The 24794-nt window shown below is 51.7% G+C and carries 20 protein-coding genes; 8 read left to right on the forward strand and 12 right to left on the reverse strand.

The features are described 5' to 3' along the window. The first annotated feature begins 80 nt into the window (after positions 1 to 80). Genes CPY98_RS14605 through CPY98_RS14615 form a run of 3 tightly spaced genes read left to right on the forward strand, consistent with a single transcriptional unit; the run spans position 81 to position 2524 of the window. Positions 81 to 1565: a M48 family metallopeptidase gene (locus CPY98_RS14605; RefSeq protein ID WP_096388214.1), complete on the forward strand. Its 1485-nt coding sequence runs from the start codon at positions 81 to 83 to the stop codon at positions 1563 to 1565. A gap of 9 nt (positions 1566 to 1574) precedes the next feature. Beyond that, a complete protein-coding gene (arsC, locus tag CPY98_RS14610) occupies positions 1575 to 1931 on the forward strand; it encodes an arsenate reductase (glutaredoxin) (RefSeq protein ID WP_043494740.1) in 357 nt (118 codons plus the stop codon). 14 nt (positions 1932 to 1945) lie between these two features. Further along, the gene (locus CPY98_RS14615) at positions 1946 to 2524 is read left to right on the forward strand and encodes a GNAT family N-acetyltransferase (RefSeq protein ID WP_043494743.1); all 579 of its coding nucleotides are present in this window, start codon (positions 1946 to 1948) and stop codon (positions 2522 to 2524) included. A 98-nt stretch (positions 2525 to 2622) separates the two neighbouring features. Here the strand turns inward: CPY98_RS14615 and CPY98_RS14620 are convergent, their stop codons facing one another. The 7 genes from CPY98_RS14620 to upp form a co-directional block, all read right to left on the reverse strand. After that, positions 2623 to 3465, reverse strand: coding sequence for a ChaN family lipoprotein (locus CPY98_RS14620; RefSeq protein WP_096388216.1), 843 nt, complete (start codon positions 3463 to 3465; stop codon positions 2623 to 2625). 90 nt (positions 3466 to 3555) lie between these two features. Beyond that, a complete protein-coding gene (locus tag CPY98_RS14625; RefSeq protein WP_046360640.1) occupies positions 3556 to 4020 on the reverse strand; it encodes a GNAT family N-acetyltransferase in 465 nt (154 codons plus the stop codon). A 73-nt stretch (positions 4021 to 4093) separates the two neighbouring features. Further along, the gene (gene maeB, locus CPY98_RS14630) at positions 4094 to 6373 is read right to left on the reverse strand and encodes an NADP-dependent oxaloacetate-decarboxylating malate dehydrogenase (RefSeq protein ID WP_040045460.1); all 2280 of its coding nucleotides are present in this window, start codon (positions 6371 to 6373) and stop codon (positions 4094 to 4096) included. 222 nt (positions 6374 to 6595) lie between these two features. Beyond that, a complete protein-coding gene (gene nudK / locus CPY98_RS14635; protein WP_052439912.1) occupies positions 6596 to 7198 on the reverse strand; it encodes a GDP-mannose pyrophosphatase NudK in 603 nt (200 codons plus the stop codon). A gap of 109 nt (positions 7199 to 7307) precedes the next feature. Continuing rightward, complete coding sequence (hda, locus tag CPY98_RS14640) at positions 7308 to 8015, reverse strand: DnaA inactivator Hda (protein ID WP_025797440.1); 708 nt, start codon at positions 8013 to 8015, stop codon at positions 7308 to 7310. 81 nt (positions 8016 to 8096) lie between these two features. Next, the gene (gene uraA / locus CPY98_RS14645) at positions 8097 to 9389 is read right to left on the reverse strand and encodes a uracil permease (RefSeq protein WP_040045458.1); all 1293 of its coding nucleotides are present in this window, start codon (positions 9387 to 9389) and stop codon (positions 8097 to 8099) included. A 337-nt stretch (positions 9390 to 9726) separates the two neighbouring features. Then, positions 9727 to 10353 carry a uracil phosphoribosyltransferase gene (gene upp, locus CPY98_RS14650; RefSeq protein ID WP_025797438.1) on the reverse strand — a complete coding sequence of 209 codons (627 nt, stop codon included), beginning with the start codon at positions 10351 to 10353 and terminating at the stop codon, positions 9727 to 9729. Between the two features lie 315 nt (positions 10354 to 10668). Here upp and purM point away from each other — a divergent pair, with 315 nt between their 5' ends. From purM to speG, 3 genes are all read left to right on the forward strand, one after another. Beyond that, positions 10669 to 11709, forward strand: coding sequence for a phosphoribosylformylglycinamidine cyclo-ligase (gene purM / locus CPY98_RS14655; protein WP_046450189.1), 1041 nt, complete (start codon positions 10669 to 10671; stop codon positions 11707 to 11709). Positions 11710 to 11721: 12 nt separating this feature from the next. Continuing rightward, the gene (gene purN / locus CPY98_RS14660) at positions 11722 to 12360 is read left to right on the forward strand and encodes a phosphoribosylglycinamide formyltransferase (RefSeq protein WP_043494752.1); all 639 of its coding nucleotides are present in this window, start codon (positions 11722 to 11724) and stop codon (positions 12358 to 12360) included. Between the two features lie 161 nt (positions 12361 to 12521). After that, positions 12522 to 13079, forward strand: coding sequence for a spermidine N1-acetyltransferase (gene speG, locus CPY98_RS14665; RefSeq protein WP_025797434.1), 558 nt, complete (start codon positions 12522 to 12524; stop codon positions 13077 to 13079). Between the two features lie 679 nt (positions 13080 to 13758). Here speG and pstB read toward each other — a convergent pair. Genes pstB through CPY98_RS14680 form a run of 3 tightly spaced genes read right to left on the reverse strand, consistent with a single transcriptional unit; the run spans position 13759 to position 18468 of the window. Next, complete coding sequence (gene pstB / locus CPY98_RS14670; RefSeq protein WP_043494754.1) at positions 13759 to 14571, reverse strand: phosphate ABC transporter ATP-binding protein PstB; 813 nt, start codon at positions 14569 to 14571, stop codon at positions 13759 to 13761. Between the two features lie 25 nt (positions 14572 to 14596). After that, on the reverse strand, positions 14597 to 16237 hold the full coding sequence (gene pstA / locus CPY98_RS14675; protein WP_096388765.1) for a phosphate ABC transporter permease PstA: 1641 nt from the start codon (positions 16235 to 16237) through the stop codon (positions 14597 to 14599). A gap of 41 nt (positions 16238 to 16278) precedes the next feature. Further along, the gene (locus CPY98_RS14680) at positions 16279 to 18468 is read right to left on the reverse strand and encodes an ABC transporter permease subunit (RefSeq protein WP_096388218.1); all 2190 of its coding nucleotides are present in this window, start codon (positions 18466 to 18468) and stop codon (positions 16279 to 16281) included. A gap of 217 nt (positions 18469 to 18685) precedes the next feature. Between CPY98_RS14680 and ppk1 the strand changes: the two genes are divergently transcribed. Then, positions 18686 to 20752 carry a polyphosphate kinase 1 gene (ppk1, locus tag CPY98_RS14685; RefSeq protein ID WP_025799777.1) on the forward strand — a complete coding sequence of 689 codons (2067 nt, stop codon included), beginning with the start codon at positions 18686 to 18688 and terminating at the stop codon, positions 20750 to 20752. A 24-nt stretch (positions 20753 to 20776) separates the two neighbouring features. Further along, positions 20777 to 22300, forward strand: coding sequence for an exopolyphosphatase (gene ppx, locus CPY98_RS14690; RefSeq protein ID WP_025799778.1), 1524 nt, complete (start codon positions 20777 to 20779; stop codon positions 22298 to 22300). 40 nt (positions 22301 to 22340) lie between these two features. Here ppx and CPY98_RS14695 read toward each other — a convergent pair whose 3' ends face one another. Beyond that, positions 22341 to 23291, reverse strand: coding sequence for a PstS family phosphate ABC transporter substrate-binding protein (locus CPY98_RS14695; RefSeq protein WP_096388220.1), 951 nt, complete (start codon positions 23289 to 23291; stop codon positions 22341 to 22343). Beyond that, positions 23291 to 24640 carry a phosphate regulon sensor histidine kinase PhoR gene (gene phoR / locus CPY98_RS14700; RefSeq protein WP_025799781.1) on the reverse strand — a complete coding sequence of 450 codons (1350 nt, stop codon included), beginning with the start codon at positions 24638 to 24640 and terminating at the stop codon, positions 23291 to 23293. Before phoR ends, CPY98_RS14695 begins: the two co-directional genes overlap by 1 nt. Positions 24641 to 24794 lie beyond the last annotated feature (154 nt).

The following is a 24794-nucleotide window of genomic DNA, read 5'->3' on the forward strand; positions in this document are numbered from 1 at the left end:
GTTATATCCTAATGATTCGTGTTTCTGCCAAGCAAAACGCCCCACATGGGTACAGATGAAACTGAATGGAACTGTCTCTTATGACTTCTCGGTTTAAAACATCGGTTATCGCGACGATAGTTGCTGGTTTATTGCTGACTGGCTCCATGCCTAGCCAAGCAGATCCAAACGATGACCAACTGCCTGACATTGGTACTACCGCAGGGAACACGCTCAGCATCAATCAAGAGCTGGCGATGGGTGATTTTTACGTACGCCAACTCCGTGCCAGTACGCCGCTTATCAACGATCCCTTATTGATGGAATATATCAACGGATTGGGTATGCGTTTGGTGTCTCATGCCCATTCAGTACGCACGCCGTTTCACTTCTATTTAGTGCGCAATGACGAAATCAACGCCTTCGCCTTCTTCGGCGGCAACGTGGTTTTGCACTCCGCGCTATTCCGCTATACCGATAACGAAAGCCAGTTGGCTTCGGTTATGGCGCATGAAATCTCTCACGTAACACAGCGCCATTTAGCGCGTGCGATGGAAGAGCAACAGCGTACCCAGCCGCTAACATGGGTAGGCGCACTCGGCTCCATCTTGCTTGCGATGGCCAGCCCTCAGGCGGGTATGGCGGCCTTGAGCGGTACTTTAGCCGGTAGCCAGCAAAATATGATCAGCTTCACTCAGCAAAATGAGCAAGAAGCTGACCGCATCGGCCTTCAAGTTCTCCAACGTTCCGGTTTTGATCCCCAAGCAATGCCAAGTTTCCTGCAAAAGCTGTCGGATCAATCACGCTATTCATCGAAGCCCCCTGAAATTTTACTGACTCACCCCCTACCAGACAGCCGCCTGTCCGACACGCGCAACCGCGCAAACCAGATGCCGCCGCATCCCGTTCAGTCATCACAAGACTATTTACTCGCAAAAGTACGTGCGCTAGGTATGTACAGCGGCGGTCAGGATGGAAACACGTTCCTGACTGAAGATATCCTCAAGGCGATGGAAAACGGCAACGTACGTGAACAAACTGCCGCGCGCTATGGCCGAGCTATCTTGTTCAGCCAAGCCAATAAATATGATGACGCGCGCAAAATGCTACAACCGTTGCTCGAAAGTCAGCCAGACAATATCTGGTTTATCGACCTGATGACCGATATCGATTTAGAGCAGAAGAAAGCACCCTCAGCTATCGCTCGTTTGGAGTCAGCGCTGGCTAAAAACCGCAACGAACCCGTATTACAAATTAACTTGGCGAATGCCTACGTTGAAGGCAATCAGCCAGCCAAAGCGTCACGTATTCTTTATCGCTATACCTTTGATCATCCAAACGATCCTAACGGTTGGGATATTCTCGCTCAGGCCAGCGCCGCACAGGGGATCCGTGATGAAGAGCTTTCCGCCCGCGCAGAGAGTTTGGCGCTGGTAGGACAATTGGATCAGGCGATTGGCTTACTCAGCAACGCCAGTGCCCTGATGCCGGTTGGCAGCCTTAAACAGGCGCGCTACGACGCGCGTATCGATCAACTACGCCAGCTACAACAAAGCTTCAAGCAGTATCAACGCGGAGGCCGCTAAGGAAAACCTATGCCACAACACGTCACGATTTATCACAATCCTCGCTGCTCAAAGAGCCGTGAAACACTCGCGCTGATTAAAGAACAAGGTATTGAGCCAACTATCATCCAGTATCTGGAAACGCCGCCCGATGCTGCAACGCTGAAAACGCTGCTGAAAGAACTCGGGTTCACTTCCGCTCGCCAACTGATGCGCCACAAAGAAGATCTGTACAAAGAACTTAATCTTGCTGATGAATCGTTAACTGAAGATCAGCTAATCGATGCCATGATCAATAATCCGAAATTGATCGAGCGCCCAATCGTGGTTAAAGGCAAAAAAGCCCGGATTGGTCGTCCACCAGAGCAGGTCTTAGAGATTCTTTAACGCGAGGTTTTCATATGGAACAGCCCGTCTTAAAAGGCAAACGTGTAGAGCTTCACCCGATGCAGGTTGAACATCGCCAGCCAATTATCGATGCCGCCTCAGACGGGCAGCTGTGGGAAATGACGCTAACGGTCATTCCAAGCCCGCAGTCCATTGATAAATATCTCACACACGCTTTCGAGCAGCGCGAAAACGGCAGTCAAATGCCGTTTGTTATCGTCGATGCCGACAGTCGCAAAGTGGTCGGCTGCACCCGATTTTGGAAAATTGATTCCGCCAACCGGAAACTCGAAATTGGTCATACGTGGCTGAGCCACTCCTTCCAACGTTCTGGCATCAATACCGAAGCCAAATACCTGCTGCTTAGCTATGCGTTTGAAGTGATGAACTGCGTTCGCGTACAGTTCACCACCGATGAAAACAACGCACGCTCCCGCGCGGCTATTTTACGCATTGGCGCTCAGCAAGAAGGCATTATCCGCCACGAACGGATCATGCCCGATGGACGAAAACGCAACTCGGTGCGGTTTAGTATTATTGATGATGAATGGGAAACGGTAAAAGCTGGGCTAGAAGGCAAAATGCTGAATTAGCCGCCAATCATTTGGTCACGTTAGGCATAAATTTTCACTCCAGTTCAGAATGCGCCATTCACGGCGCATCCTCTTAGGCGAAAACAAACAGGCCATAACTATGGCTTAGCTTTCTCCGTATACCACACGAAGTCCGCATTACTTTTGTCTACCTTAACGCCCTCTTCCGCTAGCATCACAACCGTTAACTCCGTCATCGGCGCAATATCTTCAATGTGAAGGGGAACTCCTAGCGCACGATTGGCGTGATAGCCACCGACGATGAGCTGCGCTGGCGTTGGTGCGGCAAGCAAGCTTTCTGCCATACGGCGATCGCGCTGCTGCTGAATAGCCAACATCGCTTCGGCCTGTTTAGGCTCTAATTTACCACCGTGTGACTCTTCGATCGTTTTCGTGATGGCTGCTTGCACCGACGGCTGAGTGCTTAGCGCACCGGTAACCGGAAGTGGATGCTCGTAGAATTTTTTGATTTCGCTGCGATCAAGATTGGCTGACAGCAACGGGTATGGCCCTTGCAGGGCCTCGGTGGCAACGCCGGAGTAGAGATCCCATTTCCACCCTTTCTGCCAAGCTGTTTGTTCTGTAATCTGCTGACCGGTCAACGTTTCCCCTTGCTTGAACCGATCTTTCACCGCGTTCACTTTTTCTTGTTGGTTCGGCGTTATCATTTCCATTAATACGCTGCCCTGCGTGCGCTGGCGCGGAAGTTGCTCAACCAGCCACTGCTCAATTTGATGATGCTGTAAATTATCGTGCTTTTCGCCAACGATGACGCGAGGCTGGGTGCTCAGCTTAGCAAGCAGCTGCTGTGGGGTAAGTTTTTGTCCGGTATGCAGATCGACGATATTGTCTTGCGGTACTGCGCTGATAGTCTGGGCGTGCTGGCCAATTCCGCAGGCGCTCAGCAGGAAAGCCGCCGCCAGTAGTCCAATCTTTTTCATGCCATAACCTTTGAGTCCATTAAGTTTCCATCTAGTTTAAACTTAATGATAATCATTGTCATATGACATTCACCTGCAGCGGCAGGTCAACTAGTCGAGATTGAGGCTCATCACAGAAACCCATTCGCCTGAGACTTCGCGTTTCTCAATTTCTTGCCAGCCCAATTTCTGATACAGACTTTGCTTATCGGGGGTGTAAAGATATAGCTGTTTGATGCCTTTCTCTTGGGCGTGGGCTACACAGGCTTTGGTGAGTGCAGAGCCAACGCCTTTGCCACGGTGTTCCGGAGGCGTAAACACTTCACCTAGCCAGAATTTGCGCTCTGGACGATCGTCCAATTCATGAACAATCACGCTCGCGGTGCCCAGCAGTTGGCCATCCTCAACGTAAGCCACCAGAGTAAACTCTTCACTGTCTGGCTGATTACGCGTGATAAAGCGCTGCTGGATACCTTCCTGCGTGCTCCAACGCGGTAGGCTTGACCATTCCCAATGCAGCAATGCGGCTATTTGCGGGATATAGGGTGAGTTATCGTTAATTTTTGCAATCAACATAGCAATTCCCTCAGCAATTGAAATGCCGTCCGCGGTGCGCAGACGGCATTAGAAAACCCAACAATAACAGCTTTTACAGCGGTTGCGTTTGTGCTTCTACCACGGATAACGCCACCATATTAACGATGCGACGCACAGAGGCAATTGAGGTCAAAATATGCACGGGTTTGCTGACGCCCATTAATACCGGCCCAACGGTCACCCCCTCAGAAGAAGAAACGCGCAACAGGTTATAGCTGATACGTGCAGCCTCCATGTTCGGCATGATCAAAATGTTTGCCGCGCCCTTCAGCGGGCTGTCTGGCATGACATCATTACGAATACTTTCGACCAGCGCGGCATCACCGTGCATTTCGCCGTCGATCTCAAGCTCAGGCGCTGCGGCATTCACTAATTCTAGCGTACGACGCATTTTACGCGCGGCAGGACAGTCTGATGCCCCAAAGCTAGAATGAGATAACAACGCAACTTTCGGCTCAATGCCAAAACGGCGCACCGTCTCCGCCGCCATCAGCGTAATTTCAGCCAGCTGTTCAGCGGTTGGGTCGTCGTTGACGTAGGTATCAGCAATGAAGGTGTTGCCGCTTGGTAGCAACAACGCGTTCATGGCACCCGCTACGTGCGCCCCTTCACGGAAACCAAACACGTTGTGCACCACTTCATAATGCTCGTGGTAATTACCGATAGTGCCGCAAATCATGGCGTCGGCCTCACCGCGTTGCAGCATGATGGCCGCAATCAGAGTCGGATTACCAATCACCGCACGACGCGCCTGCTCTTGGGAAACACCGCGACGCTTCATGATCTCGTAGTATTCACGCCAGTATTCATTGAAGCGCGGGTCGGATTCGTTATTTACGATCTCAAAATCTTTACCCGCTTCAATTTGCAGGCCAAGCTTTTTCAGCCGCATTTCGATAACGTCAGGACGGCCAACCAGAATCGGTGAAGCAATACCCAGCGTAACCAGCTCTTGGGTCGCATGTAACACGCGCTCTTCTTCACCTTCTGCCAGCACCACGCGTTTTTTCTCTTTCTTCGCCTGAGAGAAAATTGGCTTCATAAACAGGTTGGTTTTATAGACGAACTCGGTCAGATGCTCGATGTAAGCATCAAAATCTTCGATTGGCCGCGTCGCTACGCCAGAATCCATCGCTGCTTTAGCCACGGCTGGGGCGATTTTCACAATCAGGCGAGGATCGAAAGGTTTTGGAATAATGTATTCTGGGCCAAACGAGAGATCCTGATCGCCATAGGCGGAAGCCACAACGTCGCTCTGCTCTGCCAATGCTAAATCAGCAATCGCATGCACGCAGGCCAGCTTCATCTCTTCGTTAATGGTGGTTGCGCCAACGTCGAGTGCACCACGGAAAATGAACGGGAAGCACAGAACGTTGTTAACCTGATTTGGGAAGTCGGAACGTCCCGTACAGATGATCGCATCGGGGCGAACAGCCTTAGCCAGCGGAGGTAAAATTTCTGGCTCAGGGTTAGCCAACGCTAAAATCAGCGGATCTCGTGCCATGGTTTTCACCATGTCTTGCGTCATTACGCCTGGCCCCGAGCAGCCGAGGAAAATATCCGCATTAGGGATCGCATCAGCAAGCGAGCGCCAGCCGTTATCTTTGATCGCATAGGCCTGTTTGCTTTCGGCCATATTCTCTTCGCGACCTTGATAAATCACGCCTTTGGAGTCACAGGCCGTGATATTTTCACGCTTCAGCCCTAATGCCACCAGCAGATTTAAACAGGCAATGGCCGACGCGCCCGCGCCAGAAACCACAAGACGCACATCGCTAATCTGTTTTTTCACCACGCGCAAACCGTTAAGCACGGCGGCGGTACAGATAATGGCGGTTCCGTGCTGATCGTCATGGAAGACCGGGATCTTCATGCGCTCGCGCAGTTTCTTCTCAATGTAGAAACACTCGGGCGCTTTGATATCTTCAAGGTTAATACCACCAAAAGTCGGCTCCAGCGCGGCGACCACGTCGATCAGTTTATCAGGGTCGAGCTCATCAACTTCGATATCGAACACATCGATACCCGCAAACTTTTTAAACAAAACGCCTTTGCCTTCCATCACGGGCTTACCCGCCAAGGCACCGATGTTACCCAAACCAAGCACCGCCGTACCGTTAGAGATAACGGCCACTAAGTTTCCACGCGCGGTGTATTTATAGGCAGCAAGCGGATCGGCGGCGATCTCCAAACAGGGGGCCGCTACACCTGGGGAGTAGGCTAAAGCCAAATCACGCTGAGTAGCGAGGGGCTTCGTCGGAACGACCTGAATTTTGCCTGGAATTGGGAACTCGTGGAAATCAAGCGCACTTTGTTTTAATTGTTCGTCCATCGTAGGGTCCTTTTTTTACTTTATTTCATCGGTGTTTAACGCAAAGGAAACCCCACCAGTATAGTGAGCAAAACAACTTAATCTATGAAGCACGCCATAAACAACAAAACAAAAAGTGTTATTTATCGCAACAATTTGCTAATGGCTAGGAAACCAACAGGACATATCAGAAGGGAATACCGAAAGGGTGGCCCATCGTATTCACGCTAGGCCATAAGCAGGTTAATTCATCCAGCCCTGTATTTGGGCGTACTGCAACAGCATGATGGTTTTGCCATCTTTAATCTCGCCGCTCTTAATCATTTCAAGAGCCTGCTGGAAAGGCAGCTCTAAGATTTCAATATCTTCATCTTCAATTCCGCCACCGGCCGCCACTTTTTGGCTGTTAGTGTACGGGGCCGCAAAGAAATGAATAATTTCAGTTACGCCGCCGGGTGACATATAGGCCTCAAAGACTTTAGTCACTTGGCCAACTTCAAAACCGGTTTCTTCCATCGCTTCTCGACGCACGCAATCTTCTGGCGCATCGTTATCCAGCAGGCCCGCAATGGTTTCGATCAACAGACCGTCGCGGTTACCGTTAAGATAGGTTGGAATACGGAACTGACGAATGAGCACAACCGTTTTTTTCTCCACGCTGTACAGCAACAGCGTAGCGCCATTTCCACGGTCATAGACCTCGCGCATTTGGCGCACCGTGCCACCATTATGTCGCGTTAAATCATAGGTATATTGACGCAGGACTGCCCAATGATCGGATAACACCTTGTTGCTGATCATTTCAATTTTCACGCAGTACAACTCCCTTACAGATGCAGGGCTCATAAGATTCGAGCGGAAGAAGCAATGTACGCCAACGAATGTGGGACATCAATGCGCAGGAAGGTGCGAGCCAGTCCATTGGCTTAGCCACGAAAGCATAAGCGAGGGCTGTTTACAGCGATAAAATCTCTTTTACAAATGGAATAGTCAGCTTGCGCTGCGCCGTTATCGACGCATGATCCAGCTGATCCAGCGTCATAAAGAGCGTTCGCATTTCACGATCTAACCGCTTTAATAAGAATCGGCCAACGTCCTCAGGTAGTTCAAAGCCGCGTAGTTTTGAACGCAGCTGTAAAGCCAAGAGTTTATCTTCATCACCGAGCGGCTGGAGTTTATAGATTTGTCCCCAGTCTAGGCGCGAAGCCAGATCGGGCAAATGAAGATTAAGCTGACGAGGTGGGCGATCGCCGGTGATCAGCAATCGGGTACGACCGGTTTCAAGAATGCGATTATAGAGATTGAAAATCGCCATTTCCCACTCAGCTTCTCCGGCGATGCATTCAATATTATCAATGCAAACCAAGGAGAGCTGCTCCATGCCATCTAACACTTCGGGCACAAAGTAGGCACGTTTATCCAAAGGCACATAGCCCACGGCTTCACCGCGCTGAGAAAGCTCTGCACAGGCCGCATGCAACAGATGGCTACGCCCTCCGCCCTCACGCGACCAAAAATAGATATAGGTACCATGCTCCTGCTGCAAAGCGCCCTGCAATGCGGCTAACAGAGAAGAATTCTCTCCCGGATAGAAACTCGCAAAAGTCTCGTCATCAGGCAAATAAAGTGGCAGTGAAAGCTGTGCCGGCGTGTTCAGAAGCACCTCAAACCAAAACAGGCAAAAAAACGCCGCCAGTTTAACACATAAACTGGCGGCTGTTGAGCGAGGATCGTCAGGATCAGATTAACGCGCAGGCGTTTGTTCTTCGTCTGCTTCGTCGAGGATCACTTCTTCACCACGAACCATGCTGATCACTTTGAATAACAGACTCATGGCAATACCAACAATCGTCGCCAGCGCCATACCTTTCAATTCAGCGGCACCAATGTGGATGGTCGCGCCGCTCACGCCAATAATCAAAATAATCGACGTCAGGATCAGGTTCTGCGCTTTGTTGTAGTCCACTTTTGATTCAATCAGCACACGAATACCCGATGCACCGATGACGCCGTACAGCAGCAGAGAGACACCGCCCATCACCGGCACGGGCACCATCTGAATCGCCGCTGCCAGCTTGCCGATACAAGACAGCAGAATAGCCAGAACCGCTGCGCCGCCAATTACCCAGGTGCTATACACTTTGGTAATCGCCATCACGCCGATATTTTCGCCGTAGGTGGTATTTGGCGTTGAGCCGAAGAAACCCGAGAACATGGTTGATAGACCATTCGCAAACATCGAGCGATGCAAACCAGGATCACGCAGCAAATCTTTCTTCACGATATTCGCCGTCACCACCAAATGGCCCACGTGCTCGGCAATTACCACCAGCGCAGCAGGCAGAATGGTCAGGATCGCAAACCACTCAAATTTTGGCGTATAGAAAGTCGGTAACGCAAACCAATGAGCTTCACGGATAGGCGTTAAATCCACCACGCCCATGGCAAATGACAGTGCATACCCTGCCAACACACCGATTAAGATAGGGATAATCGCTAAAAAGCCGCGGAACAGCACCGAGCCCAATACGGTCACCCCTAAAGTCACCATAGAAATGGTGATCGTGGTGGTATCTACCGATGCTCCGCTGGCTGGCAATAAGCCCGCCATATTCGCGGCAACGCCCGCAAGCTCAAGTCCGATAACCGCAACAATCGCCCCCATCGCCGCCGGAGGGAACATCACATCCAGCCAGCCCGTTCCGGCTTTCTTCACAATCAACGCCACCAAGCAGAACAGCGCGCCGCACACAATAAAGCCACCGAGCGCCAGCTCATAGCCTAAAGGTAACAGCAGCATAACCGGTGAAATAAAGGCAAAACTCGATCCCAAATAAGCAGGGATTTTTCCCTTACAGATAAATAAATACAGCAGCGTACCGACGCCGTTGAACAGCAAGACCGTCGCAGGGTTTATCTTGAATAGAATAGGCACCAGAACCGTTGCGCCAAACATGGCGAACAAATGCTGGAAGCTCAACGGAATCGTTTGCAAAAGCGGTGGGCGTTCGCTTACTCCGATGACGCGACGAGTCATGTTTTTTATCCTCTAAGTGATTTTATTGAATAGCCGGGTGTTGTGTTTTTAGCTTGGTCTACCCGCTTTAAGAATGCAGGGTATATACAGACTAATGCTGGTCACTGAAGCATGATTTTAGGGGAAGTACACCGATGGGGTCGTAGCAGCTTTAGCTGCCGACAACTTTGCCAGGAGCAAAGTTGAACAATGCTTCAGCATTGCCCTTTAGGGGGGAACACATGGATGTGTTCCATAACGGCCCCGCGGTGTGCTAGCCCCGTGTATCTCGATCTCTTAAACGATCGGCATTAGGGTATAGACCAAAAAAAAGCCGACTCTCAAGTCGGCTCAATCATTATTTCGTACCAAATATCTTATCGCCCGCATCGCCCAAGCCAGGAATGATGTACCCCTTCTCATTCAAGCCCTGATCGATAGACGCAGTGTACAGCTCAACGTCTGGGTGCACTTTTTCTAACGCCGCAATACCTTCTGGCGCAGCAACCAGTACTAATACTTTAATACTGTGACAGCCTGCTTTTTTCAGCAGATCGATAGTTGCAATCATAGAACCACCGGTTGCTAACATTGGATCAACCACCAGCGCCATACGCTCATCGATGTTTGAAACCAATTTCTGGAAGTAAGGCACAGGCTCCAGAGTTTCTTCGTCGCGGTAAACACCAACAACGCTGATACGTGCGCTTGGAACATGTTCCAGCACGCCTTCCATCATGCCCAAACCTGCGCGCAGGATTGGAACCACGGTGATTTTTTTACCTTTGATCTGATCGACTTCGACTGGACCACACCAACCATCAATTGTTACTTTTTCTGTTTCGAGGTCTGCGGTCGCTTCATAGGTCAGTAAACTCCCGACCTCTGATGCCAGTTCACGAAAACGTTTGGTGCTAATATCGTTCTCGCGCATCAAGCCCAGTTTATGTCTTACGAGCGGGTGTTTTACTTCGACGATCTTCATCATTTCATCTCCCAGGTTGCGGTCAGCGCAAAAAAAAATCGCGAGATTATAACGCCTTTTAAAATCCGCGCCACCGTTAAAATCATGATCCAGATCAGCTTAGATGAGATCTCCACTGTTTACAGGAAAAAATCAGATCCCCTTCACAAGCCGCTCGCAAACGTTTGCCTAGACTGTTAGAATTGCCGCGCTTTTGAATATTTCAGTGTGCGTTCTGTTATCCGATGCAAGTGCAAGCCGCACCGTTACTGAGTTAGCGGTTCCTCTTCACTCCTGATATCAGAACTCATCCTAACCGCCATGGGGATTTTCGCAGTGACCGACAAAACCGCTCTCAGTTATAAAGACGCAGGTGTAGACATTGATGCTGGCAATGCCTTAGTTGATCGCATTAAAGGTGTGGTAAAAGAAACTCGTCGCCCGGAAGTCATGGGTGGTCTGGGTGGATTTGGCGCACTTTGTGCCCTGCCGCAAAAGTATCGCGAACCCATTCTGGTTTCAGGCACCGACGGCGTTGGCACCAAATTACGTCTGGCGATGGATTTAAAACGTCACGACACCATCGGTATTGATTTGGTCGCGATGTGCGTTAATGACTTGGTCGTGCAAGGCGCCGAACCGCTGTTCTTCCTCGATTATTATGCGACCGGAAAATTAGACGTAGACACCGCCGCTAGCGTTATTACCGGCATTGCCGAAGGCTGCAAGCAGTCAGGCTGCGCGCTGGTCGGTGGTGAAACCGCTGAAATGCCGGGGATGTATCACGGCGAAGATTACGACGTTGCAGGCTTCTGCGTTGGCGTGGTTGAAAAGTCCGAAATCATTGACGGCAGCAAGGTTCAAGCGGGCGACGTACTCATCGCGCTGGGCGCAAGCGGTCCACATTCCAACGGCTATTCGCTGGTGCGCAAGATTTTAGAAGTCAGCCATACCGATCCGCTCAAAGAAGAGCTGGATGGCAAACCGCTGGCAGACCATTTACTGGCGCCAACCAAGATCTACGTAAAATCCATTCTTAAGCTGATTGAAGAACACGACATCCATGCGATTGCCCACCTCACCGGCGGCGGTTTCTGGGAGAACATTCCACGCGTGCTGCCAGAAGGCACACAGGCCGTTATCGATGAATCCAGCTGGCAGTGGCCATCGGTCTTTAACTGGCTGCAACAGGCTGGCAACGTCAGCCGACATGAAATGTATCGTACCTTCAACTGCGGCGTTGGCATGATCATCGCGCTGCCTGCTTCAGAGGTGGATGCGGCGATTGCGCTCATGAATGCCCACGGCGAAAAAGCATGGAAAATTGGTGCAATTGCGGCGTCAAATACCGATGAACGCGTTGTGATCAACGCCTAAGCGACTGAGCAAATGAAAAACATCGTCGTTTTAATTTCCGGCAACGGTAGCAACCTACAGGCATTAATTGATGCCTGTAACGATGGGCGCATCCGTGGACGCATCAGTGCGGTGTTCAGCAATAAGGCAAATGCCTATGGACTTGAACGTGCAGCACAGGATGGAATTCCCGCGCACTGTCTAGACCCAAAATCCTATGCCGACCGCGATGCTTTTGATCTGGCGCTAATGCAAGAGATCGACGGATACCAGCCAGATTTAGTGGTTCTAGCGGGCTATATGCGTATTTTATCTCCGCGTTTTGTGCAGCATTATCAGGGCAGGATGCTCAATATCCACCCTTCTCTGCTGCCCAAATATCCGGGATTACACACGCACCAGCAGGCGCTAAACAACGGTGATGAAGAGCATGGTACCTCGGTGCATTTTGTCACCGATGAGCTGGACGGCGGGCCGGTTGTTCTACAGGCCAAAGTTCCGATCTTCGAGCATGACAGCGAAGATGAAATTATTGAGCGTGTTCAGGTGCAAGAGCATTCTATCTATCCGCTGGTTGTCAGCTGGTTTATTGATGGACGCTTAAAAGCCAAAGACGATGCTGCATGGTTAGACGGCGTATGCTTACCTGCGCAAGGGTACGCGCCAGACTAAACCACGCTTCACTGCCGTTATAAACAAAATCCCTAGCCTTGGCTGGGGATTTTTGTATTTGCCGCCTTCAAGCAACTTGAATTATTTTGGGTATAATACAGTCTGTAGTATTCACTACATCGGCTATCCTGCTGAAACTTATGACAGTGAGAGGAATCAACATGTCCAGCGACAACAACGTCAGATTGCGCCCCCTGGAACGGGAAGACTTGACGTTCGTTCATCAACTCGACAATAACGCTAGCATCATGCGCTATTGGTTTGAAGAACCCTATATTGCCTTTGTAGAACTCTCTGAGCTGTATGACAAACACATTCACGATCAGAGCGAACGCCGCTTCGTGGTTGAACACGACGGGGTTAAAATTGGCTTAGTTGAACTGGTTGAGATTGACCATATTCACCGCCGCGCCGAATTTCAAATCATCATCGACCCTGCCCATCAAGGCCACGGTTATGCCAGCAAAGCGGCACAGTTGGCTTTGGATCATGGTTTTTCGGTGCTCAATCTCTACAAACTGTATTTAATCGTCGACAAAGAAAACCAAAAGGCGATTCATATTTACAGCAAGTTAGGATTCAAAATCGAAGGCGAACTGATCCACGAATTCTTTATCAACGGCGAATACCGCAACGCAATCCGTATGTGTATTTTCCAGCCGGATTATTTGGCGAAATATAAATCCCCTACCCCGCCGGTGAATCCGAATTCAATGTAAGGTTGGGGCGCAAAACAAGCCTTTATGTAAGGTTTCGAGCGCTTTGCTTATGAAGCCTTGGTGTAAGATTTCGTCCGCCTATTTATACCGAGCTACATGGGTACATTACTGAAGGCGTACGATGAGGGGCGCCAGCGCGCGCCCCTTCAATCCTCGCGCTTTTATCCGAGACGCCATCTCCGCACCGGGTCGGCATGCGCCATCCCTGGCGCCTCCTCCCCTAACGCTAACATCCTGTTAGCGTTGCTCTTTCTCCCAAAACTTAAACTAAAAAACAGATGTTTTTTTGTCTTTTGGGTTTGACCTTCTCCGGCACGTTACCGGACAGCCGAGTGAATCATGCAGGTTAGAATTCGCCGACAGGGACGTCGGCGAAAGAACGGAGGAGCCAGGATGGCGATTGCCGTTCGTTCCGTTAAGACCGGAATGATGAAATGAGGGCACCCGCGTAGCGGGCTGGAAGGGGGTGCCAAGCCGGGTTGTTAGGGGGCGGCGATTGGCCCCCTAACACGGACGTCTGCACCATGCACAGGTAGAATTCGTAGTTTTAGACGGACGTAACCTTTCACCACGCTTAAGCTATAACGGCGATTGAGCCACCTTGCTCGGATGCCTGCACAATGTATATGTAGGACTCAGTATCTTAGGCGGACGTAACACACCAAATCTATTGCATCTATCACCCATATCTCCCCGTAATATAATCTTCCGTCTTCTTCTGCCTTGGCGAGGTAAACAACGTATCAGTATCGGCGTACTCCACCACTTCCCCCTGATGGATAAACGCAGTGTAATCAGACACGCGAGCCGCCTGCTGCATGTTGTGGGTGACCAGCACCACGCTGTAATTTTCTTTAAGCCCAACTATCAGCTCTTCAATGGTCAACGTAGAAATAGGATCCAGCGCCGACGTCGGTTCATCGAGCAACAATACCTCGGGCTCAATCGCAATCGCGCGCGCAATCACCAAACGCTGCTGCTGGCCGCTGGATAATTTGAAGGCGTTATCGCTCAAGCGCCCTTTCACCTCATGCCAAAGCGCAGCCTGACGCAGCGCCCGCTCTACGGTTTCATCCAGTATCCGTCGATCGCGTATGCCGTTTAAACGCAGGCCATACACCACGTTTTCATAGATCGATTTCGGAAACGGATTGGGCCGTTGGAATACCATTCCGACGCGGCGGCGAAGGGCGGCAACATCAATATCGTCACCGCTCACACGGCTCCCATTGACGCTCACTTCCCCTTCAACGCGGCACTGCTCAACCAAATCGTTCATACGGTTAAAACAGCGCAGCAGCGTTGATTTTCCACAGCCGGAAGGCCCAATCAGCGCCGTAACACGATTCTTTGGCAGTGATAGATTCACGTCAAACAGCACCTGCTTCGTGCCGTAAAACAGATTTAAATTTTTGGTCGCTAATGCCGTTTGCTCTGGCGGCAACTGATGCACATCCAGCAGGGGCAGTATTTCCGGTGCGGTTAAACCCACGGGCAGGACTCCTCAGAAAAAATAACTAGAGCGACAGCGCGCGATATTTCTCACGCAGGTAATGACGAATCGACATCGCGGCCAAATTTAGTCCCACCACCAGCGTCACCAGTAAAAATGCGGTCGCAAAGACCAGAGGACGGGCGGCTTCCACGTTAGGACTTTGCAACGCCCCGTCATAAACCTGAAACCCCAGATGCATAAACTTTCTATCCAGATGCAAATAAGGGAACACGGCATCAATCGGTAATTCAGGTACCGATTTCACCACGCCCACCAGCATCAACGGTGCGGTTTCACCCGCCGCGCGCGCAATGGCCAAGATCAATCCGGTCAGCATCGCGGGTACCGCCAGTGGTAAAACCACCCGCCGCAAGGTTTCCGCCTTGGTTGCGCCTAGCGCCAGCGAACCCTGCCGCAACGACGCAGGAATGCGAGCCAGCCCCTCTTCGGTGGAAACAATCACCACCGGCAACGTCAGCAACGCGAGCGTTAACGATGCCCAAAGCAGCCCAGGGGTTCCGAACGTTGGGTTAGGCAACGCCTCGCTGAAAAACAGCTGATCGATGGAACCACCCAGCACATAAACGAAGAAGCCCAAACCAAAGATCCCATATACAATCGACGGCACGCCCGCCAAGTTGACCACGGCAATACGAATCAAGCGGGTGAACCAGTTTTTACGCGCGTATTCGTGCAGATACACCGCCGCAATCACGCCTAATGGCATCACGATCACCGACATCAGTATCACCATCAGCATGGTGCCAAAAAGCGCCGGAAAAACACCGCCTTCCGTGTTGGATTCGCGTGGATTATCCACCATGAACTTTTTAATCTGTTTCGCCCAGTGTCGAACCTTGTCACCGGTGCTCATCGCATTAGGCATCCATGCATCATGGATTTCATAAACGGGAATTTCTCGCTGAACGCCATTCATATCACGCAGCAGCAAGCTATCGCTTTTTTGGTCATGCTCAAGCGCTTCCAAACGAATCATTAATTGCTGATGCTGACGTTCTAACTCCAGCCGTTCGGCACGAATCTGCGCCTGTAGGCGATCGTTCCACGTCCCATTCATCTCGGCTTGACGCTGACTTAAGCGCATTTTTTCAAACTGTGCGCTGATCGCCGAAAGCTGATGCTGGCGCAAATGCGCAATCTTCTGAGTCAACCCACGCGTGCGCGCAATGCTACTCTGAAGATCGCGCACCACTTGGCGCCCCACCAGCGGTTGACCGTTTTCTAGCAGACCAACCAGATAACCATAGGCGTTCCCGTTGTGCTCGCGTTCAAGCACCAACAGATCCTTCGGTTTCCGCGTATGGCGAATATCCTGCGCCAACAGGGTAACAAAATCTTGGTTTTGCCATTCACGGTTGCCTGTTTTGATGAGATAACGCGGCAGCGTTGTGGGTGCATCCGGCGCAAGCTTGATGCCCGCGTCTAGCAGCTGCTGGCGTGGGATCTGATTTATCGCATAGCGTTCGCCAATAATTCGCTGGCCATTGTTCAGTTCAAATTCATAGACCGAATGTGGCCAGAAATAACGCATTCCCTGCCCTGCCAGCAACACAATCAGCCCCAATAACGCCAATAGGCTGATCGTGACCGCGCCCGCACTTAGCCAAATCCAAGGCCGCCCGCTATGGAACCACCGACGCATGTTTTGCTGATGATTCGGCGCTTGAGCAGTTTGCTGATGACTCATAATCCCTCTCGCTCAGCGCTATAGCGCGTACGCAGTTTTAAGCGCACCGTTTCAGCTAAGGTATTCACCACAAAGGTAAACATAAACAGCACCAGCGCCGTCAAAAACAGCACGCGATAGTGTGCGCTGCCCACCACTGCTTCCGGCATTTCAATCGCAATATTGGCGGCTAGCGCTCGCAGCCCTTGGAACGGCGTGTTATCCAACAGCGGCGTATTCCCTGTCGCCATCAAGACAATCATGGTTTCACCCACGGCGCGCCCAAGGCCAATCATCAGCGCCGAGAAAATCCCCGCGCTGGCGCTTGGCAAAAGCACCCTCACCATGGTTTGCCACTGGGTCGCGCCGAGGGCCAGTGAGCCTTGCTCCAACGAAGCAGGCACGCTGAACAGTGCATCTTCTGCCAGCGAGAAAATGACCGGAACCAATGCAAAACCCAGCGCAATCGCCACCACTAGCGTATTCCGCTGATCGTAACCATCACCTAAACGCTCATGCAGCGGCATTCCCCACAGCAAAATCTCAAGATGTGGAGCCAGCATAAACCACAGCGTCAGTAGCCCTGCGAGCACCGGTAGCAAAAGACAAACATCGAGGCGATAGCCTGAGCGCCGAGCCCACGTAGGGAAAATACGCGTCCACAGCGCGGCGCTGGCCACAATAATCAGAGGAACCAGAATCGGTAGCGCGAGCAATGCTAAAAGATGATTTTCGATAATAGGCGCGAGCCAAATCGCAGCCACTAAACCGATCACCACGGTGGGAAACGCGCCGATCATTTCAATCGCGGGTTTCACCACGCTTCGTTGACGGGGCGACATAAAGCATGCGGTGTACATGGCTCCGGCGACGGCCAACGGCGTTGCAAACAGCAACGCATAAAATGCGGCTTTCAAGGTGCCAAAAATCACTGGCCACAGGCTATATTTGGCCTGATAGTTATCGCTGCCGGAGGTGCTTTGCCACACATAGTCTGGGGCTGGGTGATTCTCAAACCACGTTGGCTTCAACAAGGTTTGCCAACTAATTTCCGGGTAGTCATTACTCAGTGGATACCAAAACGTCCCCTGTGCCGTTTCAGCCAATAACCCTTTCCCCTGCGGATCAAACCAGGCCGTTTTCACGCCAGGCTTAATCGATGCCCGTAACACCGCGTTCTCTCGCAGTGAAGAGTAAATGGCGAGCTCTCCCGTGGGCGCAATCGCGGCAAACACGCGGCGGTACGGTTCGTTAACCATCAGGCTACCGGCTAACGCAGGTTGATAACGACGGATCTGAGTCAGCTCGCGCTCGCCATCGCGTTGCACATCAAACCACTGACCGATCTGCCCTTGGCTGTTTTGTAGCAGAAGCGAACTTGCACCGGGTAAAAGCGCCATCGACACCATTTTTTGCTGATCAAACGTCAGCGTTTTCCCCACGCCCTCGAGCGCCGCATTCAGCGTGAACACCGTAAGGCTAGTTGGGCTCAACACAAACAGGCGACGAGCGTCGGGAGAAAGCAAAACCTGAGTGACCGGCGTATTTACCACGACCGGATGCACCTGCCAGCCCGTTGGCGTAGATTGCCCGAGCAGCAGGCGGCCATCCTGCGCAATGGCGGCAATAACCGGCCGCTTTTGCATCATGCCAAGACTGATTTGGCGTAAAGGCTGGTGTTGAGTATCGAAAACTTCTGGCGTAGCGCCGCGCAGATAGAGCCAGTCAGGCACAAAATGTCCGGTATCGCCCGTTTTTCCCACCGGATGAAACTGTGGGCTGACCAATAGGATTTTGCCATCGGCGGTGGCGAGCGCCGTTGTTGGGAGATCGCCATTCACCGATGCGGCCGCGCTCGGGGCTGACGGGGTGAATTGACGCATCTGTAACGGCTGAGGATCTTTTCCCTGCGGCTGCAAGGCAATAAACATGCCTTTACCATCCGCATCGATACGCCATGCCATTTGATGGGTGGCGTCAACGCCAACGGCAAGCGCCGTCGTATTTTGGGGCCAAAGAAGCGCCTGAGGCTTACCGATGCTCGCCGGTTTAAATAACGGCCACACCGCAACCAGCAGATACACAAAAATCAGCATCAGCATGGCTAACACAACCATTCCACCCGCACTCACGACGTAGCGCGTCAGACGATCTCGCCAAGCTCGGCGCTTATCACGCATTATTAACGCTGGAGTGGTGTGCTGCATGCATATTCCATTCAGAGGCCATCAAAAAGCAGGTAGCATAATATGGCAACATTGTTAACGCCACATTACTGTTTGGTCATTGGACTTTCTCGTCAACTTCTCGCCATAATAAAGGCAGACACTGGGTACTCCCACTTCTATACCCAAAATCATTGAATCGAGCGATACAGATTCAAGCGTGGCGGGTATATCGTCGCCGTTTAGTATTGGAGTCACAATGGGTCAGGAAAAGCTCTATATCGATAAAGAACTGAGTTGGTTGTCATTTAACGAACGTGTTCTACAGGAAGCCGCGGACAAGAGCAATCCGCTCATTGAGCGTATGCGTTTTCTCGGGATCTATTCCAGCAATCTGGATGAGTTCTACAAGGTCCGCTTTGCCGATCTGAAACGCCGCATTCTGATCAGTGAAGAGCAAGGCTCGACGGGCGCCTCACGACATCTCCTCAAAAAGATTCAGGCCAAGGTGCTGAAAACCGATCAGGAGTTCGATTCTTTATATAACGAACTGCTGCTGGAGATGGCGCGTAATCAGATTTTCTTGATCAACGAACGTCAGCTTTCAGAAAACCAGCAAGTATGGCTGCGCCAATATTTTAAAAATCATCTGCGCCAGCACATCACGCCGATCCTGATAAATAATGAAACCGATTTGGTTTCATTCTTAAAAGATGACTATACCTATTTAGCCGTCGAGATTATTCGTGGCCATCAGACAAGCTACGCGCTGTTGGAAATTCCGTCGGATAAAGTCGAACGTTTCATCATTCTGCCGCCGGAAACCCCTCGCCGCCGCAAGCCAATGATTCTGGTTGATAACATTCTGCGATATTGTCTGGATGATATCTTCAAAGGCTTCTTTGATTACGACGCCTTGAACGCCTACTCCATGAAAATGACCCGCGATGCTGAATACGATCTGGTCACGGAGATGGAATCCAGCCTGATGGAACTCATGTCATCAAGCCTAAAACAACGCTTAACCGCTGAGCCGGTGCGCTTTGTCTATCAACGTGACATGCCTGATGAATTGGTCGAATTACTGCGCCAGAAGCTCGGGATCTCCTCCTACGATTCCGTCATCGCAGGCGGGCGCTACCACAATTTCAAAGACTTCATCAAATTCCCTAACGTGGGCAACGCCAACTTAGTGAATAAACCGCTGCCGCGCCTGCGCCATATCTGGTTTGATAAATTCCGCAACGGTTTCGACGCCATTCGCGATCACGACGTGCTGCTCTACTATCCGTATCATACGTTCGAGCACGTGCTTGAGCTGCTGCGCCAGGCGTCCTTCGACCCGAGCGTGCTGGCGATAAAAATTAATATTTACCGCGTGGCTAAAGATTCTCGCATCATCGAATCGATGATTCACGCGGCGCACAACGGTAAAAAAGTCACCGTGGTAGTTGAGCTACAGGCGCGTTTCGACGAAGAAGCCAACATCCACTGGGCGAAGCGTTTAACCGAAGCCGGTGTGCACGTAATTTTCTCGGCTCCAGGTCTGAAAATTCACGCCAAACTGTTCCTGATTTCGCGTAAAGAAGGCGACAACATCGTGCGCTATGCGCATATCGGCACCGGCAACTTCAACGAAAAAACCGCGCGCGTCTATACCGACTACTCGCTGCTCACCGCCGATGCGCGTATCACCAACGAAGTGCGTCGGGTGTTCAACTTCATTGAAAACCCATACCGTCCAGTCAGCTTTGAACACCTGATGGTATCGCCGCAAAACTCGCGCCGTATGCTGTATCAGCTCATCGATCAGGAAATTACCAGCGCACAGGCCGGACTCAGCGCAGGGATCACCCTGAAGCTGAATAACCTCGTAGATAAAGGCTTAGTTGATCGCTTATATACCGCCTCTTCAGCCGGGGTCAAAATCCGCCTGCTGGTGCGTGGCATGTGCTCGCTGGTGCCTAACATCCCGGGCGTTAGCGACAACATTCAGATCACCAGTATCGTCGATCGGTTCTTAGAGCATGCGCGCGTCTATGTATTTGAGAATCATGGCGATCCGCTGGTTTATCTCTCCTCGGCCGACTGGATGACCCGCAACATTGACTATCGTATCGAGGTGGCCGTTTCGCTGCTCGATCCCACGCTGCGCCAGCGCGTGTTAGATCTGCTCGAACTGCAATTCTGTGACACCGTTAAGGCGCGGTATCTTGATAAAGATCTCAGCAACCGTTATGTTCCGCGCGGAAATCGCCGCAAGGTGCGATCTCAGTTAGCGATTTATGATTACCTCAAGGCCCTTGAACAGCCTGATAACCAATAACAATTACAGACTTATAGGCCGCTTATGCCGCTAAATCATTCCAATAATAAACCGCAGGAAATTGCTGCAATCGATCTGGGCTCTAACAGTTTCCACATGGTTATTGCCCGTATCGTGAACGGCGCGCTTCAGGTTCTGGGACGCCTGAAGCAACGAGTCCATCTGGCCGATGGCCTTGATAGCAATAATATGCTCAGCGAAGAAGCCATGGAGCGCGGCATTGCCTGCCTCGCGCTGTTTGCTGAACGTTTACAAGGATTTCCTGAAGAAAACGTCTGTATCGTCGGTACGCACTCACTGCGCCAAGCCGCCAACGCCGAGGAATTTCTCAAGCGGGCAGCGAAAGTGATTCCGTATCCGATTGAGATCATCTCTGGCCACGAAGAGGCGCGACTCATTTTTATGGGCGTGGCGCACACGCAGCCAGAAAAAGGCCGCAAGCTGGTGATCGACATCGGCGGCGGCTCTACTGAAATGGTTATCGGTGAAGACTTTGATCCACTGCTGGTTGAGAGCCGTCGGATGGGCTGCGTGAGTTTCGCGCGCCAATTCTTCCCTAACGGCGAAATCAGCAAAGATAACTTCCAGCGCGCTCGTTTAGCGGCGGCGCAAAAGCTGGAAAATATGGCGTGGCAATATCGCATTCAAGGCTGGCAATCAGCGCTCGGTGCGTCCGGTTCCATCAAAGCCGCTCATGAAGTGTTGATTGCACTGGGTGAAAAAGATGGCCTCATCACGGCGGAGCGCCTTGAACTGCTGCGTCATGAAGTGCTTAAGTACAAGCGTTTCAGCGAATTAGCCTTGCCGGGGCTTTCGGAAGATCGTCAGGCGGTGTTTGTGCCTGGGCTATCAATTCTTTGCGGCGTGTTTGATGCGCTGGCGATCAAACAGCTGCGGCTGTCGGATGGCGCGCTGCGTGAAGGCGTGCTCTACGAGATGGAAGGACGTTTCCGCCATCAGGATATTCGCAGCCGAACCGCGCGCAGCCTTGCGGAACACTACAATATCGATCACGAACAAGCCTATCGCGTGCTCAGTACGGTACAACAGCTTTACGCGCAGTGGATGGCGCAGAACAGCAAACTGGTTCATCCACAGCTAGAGGCGTTGCTCAACTGGGCCGCTATGCTGCATGAGGTGGGTCTGAGCATTAACCACAGCGGCATGCACCGCCACTCAGCCTATATTCTGCAAAACACCAACCTACCGGGGTTTAATCAGGAGCAACAATTGTTGCTGGCGACGCTGGTACGCTTCCATCGCAAAGGGGTGAAGCTGGATGAACTGCCGCGCCTGACGTTGTTCAAGAAAAAGCAGTATATCCCGCTAATCCAAATCCTGCGCTTGGCGGCGTTGCTGAATAATCAACGCCAGTCCACCACTACGCCAGAATCACTGGAGCTTGAAACCAACGGTTTTCATTGGATCCTGCGTTTCCCACAGGGTTATCTGCAACAAAATAACCTCGTGCAGCTCGACGTGGAAAAAGAGCAGTCATACTGGAAAGACGTGGAAGGCTGGAGTTTGCTGGTGGAAGAACAGCTGTAGTCACTACCAATGCCCCTCCTTTGGTTGGGAGGGGCGAAAATCAAATCCCCAACTCCGCCCTCGCCTGTGCAATATCTGCCGCCGATAACGGCATATAACCGTCTTGTGACACCTGTTTTTGGCCCTGTGCCGACAGCACGCTGTCCATAAAGGCGGCGGTTAGCGGTGATAAAGGTTTCCCCGGCGCTTTGTTCACATAGATATACAGATGACGCACTAATGGGTAGCGGCCTTGCACAATATTTTCCGCCGTCGGCTCAATCGCTGGACCGCCAAACTGGCTAACCGCCAGCATATGTACGCCGCTGGCACGAAAACCGATGCTGGCGTAGCCAATGCTATTGAGAGAACCCGCAACCGCCTGCACGACCGATGCCGAACCTGGCAGCTCGTTGACGCGTGGGCTGAAATCACCGTTACACAACACCTGCTGTTTGAAATAACCATAGGTGCCCGACGCTGAGTTTCGCCCATAGAGCGAAATTGCTCGCGACTTCCACTCTCCGCCCAAACCCAGCGCTTTCCATTGGGTAATCGGCGTTGAATCACCACAGCGCAGCGTGCTGGAATAGATGCTGTCTAATTGATTAAAACTGATTTCACGCAGCGGATTGTCTTGATGTACCAGTACCACTAAGGCATCTAAAGCGACCGGCACCGCTAGCGGAGGATAACCATAATGTTGCTCGAAAGCCGCGATTTCCGCCGCTTTCATCGGGCGACTCATCGGGCCTAGCTGAGCAGCGCCCGCAGCCAACGCCGTGGGCGCGCTGGACGAACCCGCCGCCTGAAGTTGCACGTTGACATTAGGGTTACTCTGCGAAAAGTTATTGGCCCACAGCGCCATCAGGTTCACCATCGTATCCGAACCGGCACTGGACAAATTCCCCGACAGCATCGATTGGCCTATGGCCAGCGCGGGTAACGAGATAAAACCACAAACGACGCCAATCAGCGCAGCCTTCCATTGTTTGATTTGACGTCCCTGCATCAGATTTCCTTGCTCGGTAGCCCTTTCTGGCCTTTGTTTTTTTGCGTCATGCTCTCACCTGCCAGTGGCACGATGAGATGCGGCGGCAGTGTAAACACAAAGCGCGTGCCCAAGCCAATTTCACTCATGATGTTGAGCGTGGCTTCATGATGATTCAGCGCGTGTTTGACTATGGCAAGCCCCAAACCGCTGCCGCCGGTTTGACGCGAGCGCGCTTTATCGACCCGATAAAAACGCTCCGTTAAACGCCCCAAATGCTCCGCCGCAATACCGGGCCCATTGTCGCTAACTTCAAACTGCGCCCCTTGGGTGGTTTGCTGCCAGCAGACTTCAATTTTGGTGCCGTCCGGCGTGTGGTTCACCGCGTTATATACCAGATTAGAAACCGCGCTACGCAGCTGATCGTCGTTGCCGAACACTTTGAGTTTATCGTTGATGCGGAAGGTGATTTCATGACGACCGTTGCTCAACGACAGCGCCTCACGCTCCAGCATATGCAGCATCACCGGCACATCAACAATTTCATTCAAGGCAATGGGCGGAGCCGCTTCGATTTTAGAGAGAGTTAATAGCTGTTTCACCAAGCTGTCCATGCGCTTGGTCTGCTCTTGCATGGTCGCCAGCGCCTTTTGCCGCACCGGAGCCGCCATATCGTCATCGTTCATCATCTCGAGATAGCCCTGTAACACGGTCAGCGGCGTACGCAGTTCGTGGCTGACGTTGGCAAAGAAGTTACGTCGCGTGCCCTCTAACTGCCGCGTTTGCGTCACATCACGAGCCACCATCAGCAGTTGGCCTTCGGCATACGGCATCACACGAAATTCAACGAAACGGCCATTATTGAGATGCAGCGTGAGCGGACGGGAAAAATCTTGCGATTGCAGATAATGCGTGAATTCGGGGTAGCGCAGAAGGTTAAGAATATGCTGACCATTATCCTCCGGCCAACGAAAACCGAGCAGGTGTTGCGCCAAGCCATTACACCAGAAAATATTGCCTTCTTCGGTCGTCATAATCACCGCATCGGGCAATGACTCAGCGCCGCTGCGAAAACGTTTAATCAGCAGTGCCAGTTCGCGACGACGGCGTCGATTACGCTGCTGCATCTGATACAGCCCGTAGAACAATGGCTCCCAGCTTCCTCGCCCCGCGGGTGGCGTCATACTCCGATCGACCCATAGCCAGTGCGAAAGGCGCAGCTGGTTATAGAAATGCCAGCCTAAAAGCGCAGACACCGCAGCCAGCAGGAACCACGGCAAATAGCCGATCAGCAGCCCAAGGATCACCGCCGGAATGCAGCAAAACAGCAACTCCAACAGCAGTCTTTTCCACGATAGGCGTTCAAGCACGATGTTGGCTCTTTGTTCTTAACAACATAAACGGATTTAACCGCATAGAAATAGTCGACATAGTGATACCCAAAATCAGTGAGGCCCGACTAAGGGTCCCAATGCATAATCATACCGTTTACTTAAGCTCGATTTTAGGGGGAGTACACCGATG

The sequence above is a fragment of the Hafnia sp. CBA7124 genome, assembly GCF_002355555.1.
GTDB lineage: Bacteria > Pseudomonadota > Gammaproteobacteria > Enterobacterales > Enterobacteriaceae > Hafnia > Hafnia alvei.

Coding starts and splice junctions, on each gene's coding strand:
- CPY98_RS14605 (WP_096388214.1), top strand. CDS start 81: ATGACTTCTCGGTTTAAAACATCGGTTATCGCGACGATAGTTGCTGGT.
- arsC (WP_043494740.1), top strand. CDS start 1,575: ATGCCACAACACGTCACGATTTATCACAATCCTCGCTGCTCAAAGAGC.
- CPY98_RS14615 (WP_043494743.1), top strand. CDS start 1,946: ATGGAACAGCCCGTCTTAAAAGGCAAACGTGTAGAGCTTCACCCGATG.
- CPY98_RS14620 (WP_096388216.1), bottom strand. CDS start 3,465: ATGAAAAAGATTGGACTACTGGCGGCGGCTTTCCTGCTGAGCGCCTGC.
- CPY98_RS14625 (WP_046360640.1), bottom strand. CDS start 4,020: ATGTTGATTGCAAAAATTAACGATAACTCACCCTATATCCCGCAAATA.
- maeB (WP_040045460.1), bottom strand. CDS start 6,373: ATGGACGAACAATTAAAACAAAGTGCGCTTGATTTCCACGAGTTCCCA.
- nudK (WP_052439912.1), bottom strand. CDS start 7,198: ATGAGCCCTGCATCTGTAAGGGAGTTGTACTGCGTGAAAATTGAAATG.
- uraA (WP_040045458.1), bottom strand. CDS start 9,389: ATGACTCGTCGCGTCATCGGAGTAAGCGAACGCCCACCGCTTTTGCAA.
- upp (WP_025797438.1), bottom strand. CDS start 10,353: ATGAAGATCGTCGAAGTAAAACACCCGCTCGTAAGACATAAACTGGGC.
- purN (WP_043494752.1), top strand. CDS start 11,722: ATGAAAAACATCGTCGTTTTAATTTCCGGCAACGGTAGCAACCTACAG.
- speG (WP_025797434.1), top strand. CDS start 12,522: ATGTCCAGCGACAACAACGTCAGATTGCGCCCCCTGGAACGGGAAGAC.
- pstA (WP_096388765.1), bottom strand. CDS start 16,237: ATGCGTCGGTGGTTCCATAGCGGGCGGCCTTGGATTTGGCTAAGTGCG.
- CPY98_RS14680 (WP_096388218.1), bottom strand. CDS start 18,468: ATGCAGCACACCACTCCAGCGTTAATAATGCGTGATAAGCGCCGAGCT.
- ppk1 (WP_025799777.1), top strand. CDS start 18,686: ATGGGTCAGGAAAAGCTCTATATCGATAAAGAACTGAGTTGGTTGTCA.
- ppx (WP_025799778.1), top strand. CDS start 20,777: ATGCCGCTAAATCATTCCAATAATAAACCGCAGGAAATTGCTGCAATC.
- CPY98_RS14695 (WP_096388220.1), bottom strand. CDS start 23,291: ATGCAGGGACGTCAAATCAAACAATGGAAGGCTGCGCTGATTGGCGTC.